Below are 7,105 nucleotides of genomic sequence, written 5' to 3'. Positions count from 1 at the left end.
ACAACTTCACTAGTTTATCAGGACTGTTGTTATTTGTCAACAACTATTTCGCTGATTGTCAAAGTTTTTTTCAAACTCAGACTGTTATATTATTCTTGTCGTTCAGCATGTTACATCAGTGCCTTGCGACAAGATATAATATACCAAGATTATGGGCTTAGGTCAACTAAAATTTGTACTTTTTTTAAAGTTTTTTTCGTTCCCGATTGTTTTATTACTTTTGTTCTTTATTGTTCGTTTTTAACTAATAAAAAGGCGATTTCCGACCTATTTCTTAATTTTTAGTAACATATTCTAAATTTCCCGTAACTTCTCTTTGTTTTTGTCAATTTTTCTATTTTTTTGTTAGAATAAGGAAGAAGGATTCTACTATATATATGGAGGAAATGAATGATATGAAAATTTTAGTTGCTGATGACGATAAAGAGATTGTAGAACTACTGAGCATTTATATTCACAACGAAGGGTACGAAGTCGTTAAAGCTTATGATGGGAAAGAAGCCTTATCTAAGATTCGAACAATTTCAGATATTGATTTACTTATTTTAGATATCATGATGCCAATTATGGATGGTATGCAAGTAGTTAAGGAATTACGAAAGGAATCTCAAATTCCGATTATTATGTTGACTGCTAAAACAACTGATATGGATAAAATCAAAGGGTTGGTAGCTGGTGCTGATGACTATGTTACAAAACCATTCAATCCATTAGAAGTTATGGCTCGTGTTAAATCTATTTTAAGACGGAGTCAAATGCAACTTAAAGCGGATGAACCTGATGTACTTGAAATAGGATCATTGATCATCAACAAAGATTCCCATGAGGTAAAAACAGTTGAAGGAAAAGAAATTCAATTAACGGCATTGGAATTTGGGATTTTGTATCTATTAGCTAGTCATCCTAATCGTGTTTTCAGTGCTGATGAAATTTTTGAACGAGTTTGGCAACAAGAAAGCATTGTTTCTGCAAAAACAGTCATGGTTCATGTAAGTCACTTGAGAGATAAGATAGAAGAAGCAACTGGTGGAGAAAAAGTCATTCAAACAGTTTGGGGAGTTGGATATAAGATCGATGCTCGTTAGACAAAAAAAAATCGAAAAACAAAAGCGAATTACCCTAACATCAAAGGAAATCAGCGAATTACTTGCTGAAGGAATCGTCACGATTATCCTGTTGCTTCTATTAAATGTCTCGATTACGGTGATTCTTAGTGGTAACCAAACACTACAAGGAATCATCTGGGCAACTAAAGGTGCTTTTGCAACAGAGCTAAATACAGATTTATTTTGGAGTTTGAGTAAATTTGTTATCCCAATATTTTTTATAGTGGACGTTGCTGTACTATACTGGCGTTTGATTCGTCGTTATCGCCAAATGCAATTACGTCACATTATCAGCGAACTACATTATATCGCCGATGGAAATTACGATCATCGGATTCCTTTCGAGCTAAGTGGTGATTTAGCAAAAGTTGTCACTAGTATCAACGGACTAGTTGATAGTACCGTTGCAGCCATTGAGGATGAACGTAAAATAGAAAAATCAAAAGATGAGCTGATCACAAACGTTAGTCATGACATTAGAACACCTTTAACTTCTATTATAGGATATTTAGGTTTGATTGAGGATCGACAATTTCATAATGAAGAAGATTTGCTGAAGTACACACATACAGCTTATGTAAAAGCGAAACAAATGAAACTGCTTGTTGATGATCTTTTTGAATATACAAAAGTTCGTCAGCCTTCCGTCCCGATCAATACGATTAGTTTTGATATGGCACAATTGATCGAACAACTTGCTGCTGACTTTGAGTTGGAAGCAGATAAAAATGATATGACGATTCAAGTCAATGCTGATCCGGCATCAATAAAAATGGATGGCGATACTGAGAAACTAGTTCGTGTCTTCAATAATCTACTATCAAATGCACTAAAATACGGTAAGGGCGGCAAAAATATCGTCATTGATGTAGAGAAAGTTGGAACAGAAGCTGTAATCGCTGTTAGAAATGATGGTCCGCCAATTCCTAAAAAATCCTTAGATCAATTATTTGATCGCTTCTATCGCGTAGAAGAATCTCGTTCCCAAGAAACAGGTGGAACAGGTCTTGGTTTGGCTATCGCACAAAGTATTATAGCTTTGCATGGCGGCTACATTTATGCAACGTCCGATAATCACTGGACATCTTTCATTATTCACTTACCTTTAAAGCGAAATTAATTTGCTAAGGTTGACATCTAAACAAAAGTTTTGTATCCTAATGACAAGCAAAGAGAAAAAGTATTTATAGTGCTGAATCAAAGAGAGTTTGCGGTGGTGAGAGCAAATATTCTACTATAAAGAAGTCCGTCTCTATTACATGCGTTTGACGAAATAAGTCAGACCGGCTGCAGCCGTTATCTGCATTACAAGGGCAGCGTTACAGCTGAACTTGGGTGGTACCGCGAAATTCAAGTCATTTCGTCCCAAGAAATTTTTTTCTGGGGATGGAGTGGCTTTTTATTTTACTATAATGTTATCTAGCTACGTGGGTTAACCCATTGCGCTTTTAAATTTAAGGAGGAGTAATTATGTTAGATGTAAAAATGATTCGTCAAAATTTTGATGATGTTCAAGCAAAATTGAAAAACCGTGGTGTAAAAGAAGAGATATTAATAGAATTCTTGCGCTTAGATGAAAGTCGTCGTAATTTATTAGTGAAATCAGAAGAGTTAAAAAAATATCGGAATGATGTTTCAGCAGAAATCGCACAATTAAAACGAAATAAAGAAGATGCCGCAGCCAAAATTGCTGAAATGAAAGAAGTTGGCGGTAATATCAAAGCAATGGACACTGAAATCGAAGCGATCGATGCTAAGCTTCATGAAATATCTACAACATTACCTAATCTTCCTCATGATTCAGTACCCGTAGGCGCAGATGAAGATGATAACGTTGAAGTACGCCGTTGGAGCGAGCCTAGAAATTTTGCTTTTGAACCGAAACCACATTGGGATGTAGCAGAAAAATTAGATATTCTTGATTTTGAGCGCGGAGCAAAAGTTTCTGGAAGTCGCTTTGTCTACTATAAAGGGTTAGGTGCTAGATTAGAGCGCGCATTGTACAACTTTATGCTGGATATGCATGTTTATGACCATGGTTATACTGAAATGATGACCCCTTACATTGTAAACAGTAATTCTATGTTTGGTACTGGTCAATTTCCTAAATTCAAAGAAGACGTTTTTCAATTAGAAGGGACTGATATGACATTGATCCCAACAGCTGAGGTTCCTTTAACAAATTATTATAATAATGAAATTTTAGACGGTAAAGATTTACCAATCTATTTTACAGCGCTAAGTCCATCTTTCCGTTCTGAAGCTGGAAGTGCCGGCCGTGATACACGAGGCTTGATTCGTCTTCATCAATTCAACAAAGTAGAAATGGTGAAATTTAGCGATGCAGAACATTCTTATGAAGAATTAGAGAAAATGACGGCAAATGCAGAAGATATTTTACAAAAATTAAATCTACCTTATCGCGTCATGTCATTAGCTACTGGCGATATGGGCTTCTCAGCTGCGAAAACATATGACTTAGAAGTCTGGATCCCAGCTCAAAATGCTTATCGTGAAATCAGTTCTTGTTCAAACTGTGAAGATTTCCAAGCTCGTCGTGCGATGATCCGCTATCGTGATGAAAATGATAAAGTTCAATATGCTCATACACTAAATGGATCTGGTTTGGCAGTTGGCCGGACAGTTGCAGCTATCTTAGAAAATTATCAAAATGAAGACGGAACAGTAACCATTCCAGAAGTTTTGATCCCATATATGGGTAATTTAAAACTAATTAAATAAATCAAAAGAATCATTCATATAACAAAATCATTGTTGAAAGTCCAAAACAAGCGTGATACATTTATATTACTGTAAACAATCAAATTTATAAATTAGAGGGATCAAACGTTATGGACAAAAATAATCACCCATCAAGAACCCGAAATAGTCGGCACAAAAAAAATAAGTACAGTTTTTCAAAAAAAATAGCTTTTCTATCCGTTTTTGCGATTTCATTCATTTTGGTCTGCGGTGGTGTTTATGCAACCTATGCCATGCAGCATCAGCCAAAAGAAGCAAGCAAACTTGAAGAGGATGATCAATATGAGCAAAAAGAAGCCGCCTTGTTAGAAAAAATTCGGAAAGATCAAAACCAAGAAGAATTTAAAACTACCGAGCAAGAAAAAACAGACGGCAGCATCCAGACTCTTATTTATGAACCTGTTGCAGCTGACTCTATTCCTCAATTACCAACAATCAAAACTGAATTGACAGGTTTGATCGACGTTGCTCAAAAGAACAGTCCCAAAGAGACCGCAATCAAGCTCATCGGTTATGTGAAAAGGGTAAAAATCAATGAACAAGTAATCAGCTATCAACCTGTCGTTGAGACCTATACTTGGGATCAAGAGAAAAAAGACTGGTCTGAAAAAACGGAACAAGGTAAAAATACAGCCTTCGTCAATCAAAAAACAAAACAGCCACTGAGCTTGCAGGATATTTTTATAAGCGAAGCAAATGTCTTAGCCGTTCAGCAAGTTGTTCAACAAAAATTGCTTTCGGAAAGTCCCGATGGTAATGCCATTATTGATGATATACTCAACATGCCAAGTATTTCTCTAGATGGAACCGCCTTTACTTATTATTCCGATAAAATCAGCTTAGGCTTACCAGAAAATCCTACGGGTAAAAAAGAAATCACATTGTCCTACAAAGAAATTGCTGGTTACGTAAATCCAGAGTTTATTGATGTATCTTCTATCAAAGATGCATTACCTAACCCTTTAGATCCAGACAAGAAATACATTTCACTAACGTTTGATGATGGTCCTAATCCTGAGACTACCCCTAGACTTCTAGATATTCTAAAAGAAAAGGGAGTCAAAGCAACATTCTTTATGTTAGGGCAAAATGTTGTAAAACATGAATCCGTTGTAAAACGAGTGGCTGAAGAAGGCCATGAAGTAGCTAGCCACTCCTATTCACATCCACAATTGACTGGAGTTGATGCACAAACGGTGAAAGAAGAAGTCCAAAACACAGACAAAGCTATCTATCATGCAATTGGCAAGCTCCCAACTGATTTTAGACCACCATATGGTGCTGTAAACAAAGATGTGGCAGCTATAATTGGTAAACCAATCATTCAATGGTCTGTCGATTCACAAGATTGGCAAAGTCATAATGCTCAGGCGATTATTAAACGTATTGACGATACAGCTTATAATGACACGATTGTATTGATGCATGACATTCATCCAGAAACAGTGGACGCTGTGTCAACTGTGATCGATCACTTACGTGGAGCAGGCTATGAAATTTTACCTTCTAAAGAATTATTAGGAAAAAAAGCCAAACCACTCCATATGTATTATGGCTCTAAAGATGAACGACCTGTTCAATAAACATAAAAAAATTCCGATGTCTTATGCGACATCGGAATTTTTTTATCGTTATCTCGATTTATTGTTCTACCGAGTAATTAGGGGCTTCTTTTGTAATTTGCACATCATGAGGATGAGATTCTTTCAACCCATTTCCACTCATTTGAATAAACTGTGCTTCTTCACGTAATTGTTTTAAGTTTGCCGCACCGACATAACCCATACCTGATTTTAACCCACCAATCAATTGGAACACAATATCCGACACGCTACCTTTATAAGCAACACGGCCTTCGATACCTTCAGGAACTAGTTTATTGGCTTCGTTGACACCGCCTTGGAAATAACGATCACTTGAGCCTTTTTCCATTGCGCCCAGTGAACCCATTCCGCGATATGTTTTAAAACGACGACCTTGATAAATTTCAAACTCACCTGGTGATTCATCTGTTCCAGCTAGCATACTACCTAACATAACTGCATGTCCGCCAGCAGCTAAAGCTTTTACGATATCTCCTGAATACTTGATCCCGCCATCAGCAATAATTGCTTTACCATATTTACGTGCAACAGAAGCCGCATCATAGATAGCTGTCAATTGAGGAACACCTACACCTGCAACGACACGCGTTGTACAAATAGAACCAGGTCCGATCCCAACCTTAACAACATCCACACCTACATCATAAAGTGCTTTAGCACCTTCCGCTGTTGCAATATTTCCAGCAATCAATGTCGCTTCCGGGAATGTATCACGAATTTCTTTGATCTTACGAATCACGCCAGCGCTATGACCATGAGCTGTGTCGATAATGATCGCATCTACTCCTGCATCTAATAAAGCTTCCGCACGTTCAAAAGTATCACTTGTAACACCAACTGCCGCAGCGACTAGTAAACGACCATGCTCATCTTTCGCTGCATTGGGAAATTCGATTACTTTTTCGATATCTTTAATTGTGATCAAGCCACTTAAACGATTGTTCTCATCAACAATCGGTAATTTTTCGATTTTATGTTTCTGTAAAATCTTTTCAGCGTCTTTTAGAGAAGTACCAACTGGGGCTGTAACTAGGTTGTCTTTCGTCATTACTTCGTCGATCTTCATTTGATAATCCGTGACAAATCGCATATCACGGTTCGTAATAATACCAACCAATTTACGGTTGTCCATCGTTTCTACGATAGGCACTCCACTGATACGGTATTTACTCATCAGATTTTCTGCATCTGCTACTAAATTCGTTGGTGTTAAGAAAAATGGGTCAATGATTACACCACTTTCAGAACGTTTTACTTTACGAACTTCATCTGCTTGTTGCGCGATGCTCATATTTTTATGAATAACACCTAGACCACCTTGACGAGCCATTGAAATGGCCATTTTACTATCCGTTACGGTATCCATACTTGCACTGATCAGAGGAATATTCAACTTAATATTTTTAGCTAGTTGGATACTCATATCCACTTCGTTAGGCAATACGTGACTTTCTGCTGGAATCAATAAAACATCATCAAATGTAAGACCTTTTTTCGCGAATTTTGTTTCCCAGTTAGACATTTTCTAGACCACTCCTCTATTTAATTTTATATAAGAAAATAACAGATAATAAAAGGTAAGTCAACCGCATTTCTCAGTTTGCAGAGATTTTCTTTTCGTTTCTCAAAACA

At 36.9% G+C, this 7,105-nt stretch carries 5 protein-coding genes and 1 other annotated feature; of the genes, 4 read left to right on the top strand and 1 reads right to left on the bottom strand.

Going from position 1 to position 7,105, the window contains the following annotated elements:
- The first annotated feature begins 395 nt into the window (after nt 1–395).
- From croR to BCR21_RS14275, 4 genes are all read left to right on the top strand, one after another.
- Nucleotides 396–1,085 (top strand): response regulator transcription factor CroR, encoded by a 690-nt coding sequence (gene croR, locus BCR21_RS14290; protein WP_010762183.1) that lies wholly within the window; start codon nt 396–398, stop codon nt 1,083–1,085.
- A complete protein-coding gene (gene croS, locus BCR21_RS14285) occupies nt 1,075–2,226 on the top strand; it encodes a sensor histidine kinase CroS (RefSeq protein ID WP_069647129.1) in 1,152 nt (383 codons plus the stop codon). The genes croR and croS overlap by 11 nt, the downstream gene beginning before the upstream one ends.
- Before the next feature lie 38 nt (nt 2,227–2,264).
- Nucleotides 2,265–2,477: a binding site (T-box leader), on the top strand.
- A gap of 99 nt (nt 2,478–2,576) precedes the next feature.
- A complete protein-coding gene (gene serS / locus BCR21_RS14280; RefSeq protein WP_069647128.1) occupies nt 2,577–3,848 on the top strand; it encodes a serine--tRNA ligase in 1,272 nt (423 codons plus the stop codon).
- Between the two features lie 110 nt (nt 3,849–3,958).
- Nucleotides 3,959–5,452 (top strand): polysaccharide deacetylase family protein, encoded by a 1,494-nt coding sequence (locus BCR21_RS14275; RefSeq protein ID WP_069647127.1) that lies wholly within the window; start codon nt 3,959–3,961, stop codon nt 5,450–5,452.
- Between the two features lie 58 nt (nt 5,453–5,510).
- Here BCR21_RS14275 and guaB read toward each other — a convergent pair whose 3' ends face one another.
- A complete protein-coding gene (gene guaB / locus BCR21_RS14270; RefSeq protein ID WP_069647126.1) occupies nt 5,511–6,995 on the bottom strand; it encodes an IMP dehydrogenase in 1,485 nt (494 codons plus the stop codon).
- Nucleotides 6,996–7,105 lie beyond the last annotated feature (110 nt).

Origin of the sequence: Enterococcus ureasiticus, assembly GCF_001730285.1 — a bacterium.
In the GTDB taxonomy this organism is placed as follows: domain Bacteria; phylum Bacillota; class Bacilli; order Lactobacillales; family Enterococcaceae; genus Enterococcus_L; species Enterococcus_L ureasiticus.
Note: the sequence above shows the minus strand (reverse complement) of the source record. Positions and strands in the feature narration are given on the sequence as shown.

Coding starts and splice junctions, on each gene's coding strand:
- serS (WP_069647128.1), top strand. CDS start 2,577: ATGTTAGATGTAAAAATGATTCGTCAAAATTTTGATGATGTTCAAGCA.
- croS (WP_069647129.1), top strand. CDS start 1,075: ATGCTCGTTAGACAAAAAAAAATCGAAAAACAAAAGCGAATTACCCTA.
- guaB (WP_069647126.1), bottom strand. CDS start 6,995: ATGTCTAACTGGGAAACAAAATTCGCGAAAAAAGGTCTTACATTTGAT.
- BCR21_RS14275 (WP_069647127.1), top strand. CDS start 3,959: ATGGACAAAAATAATCACCCATCAAGAACCCGAAATAGTCGGCACAAA.
- croR (WP_010762183.1), top strand. CDS start 396: ATGAAAATTTTAGTTGCTGATGACGATAAAGAGATTGTAGAACTACTG.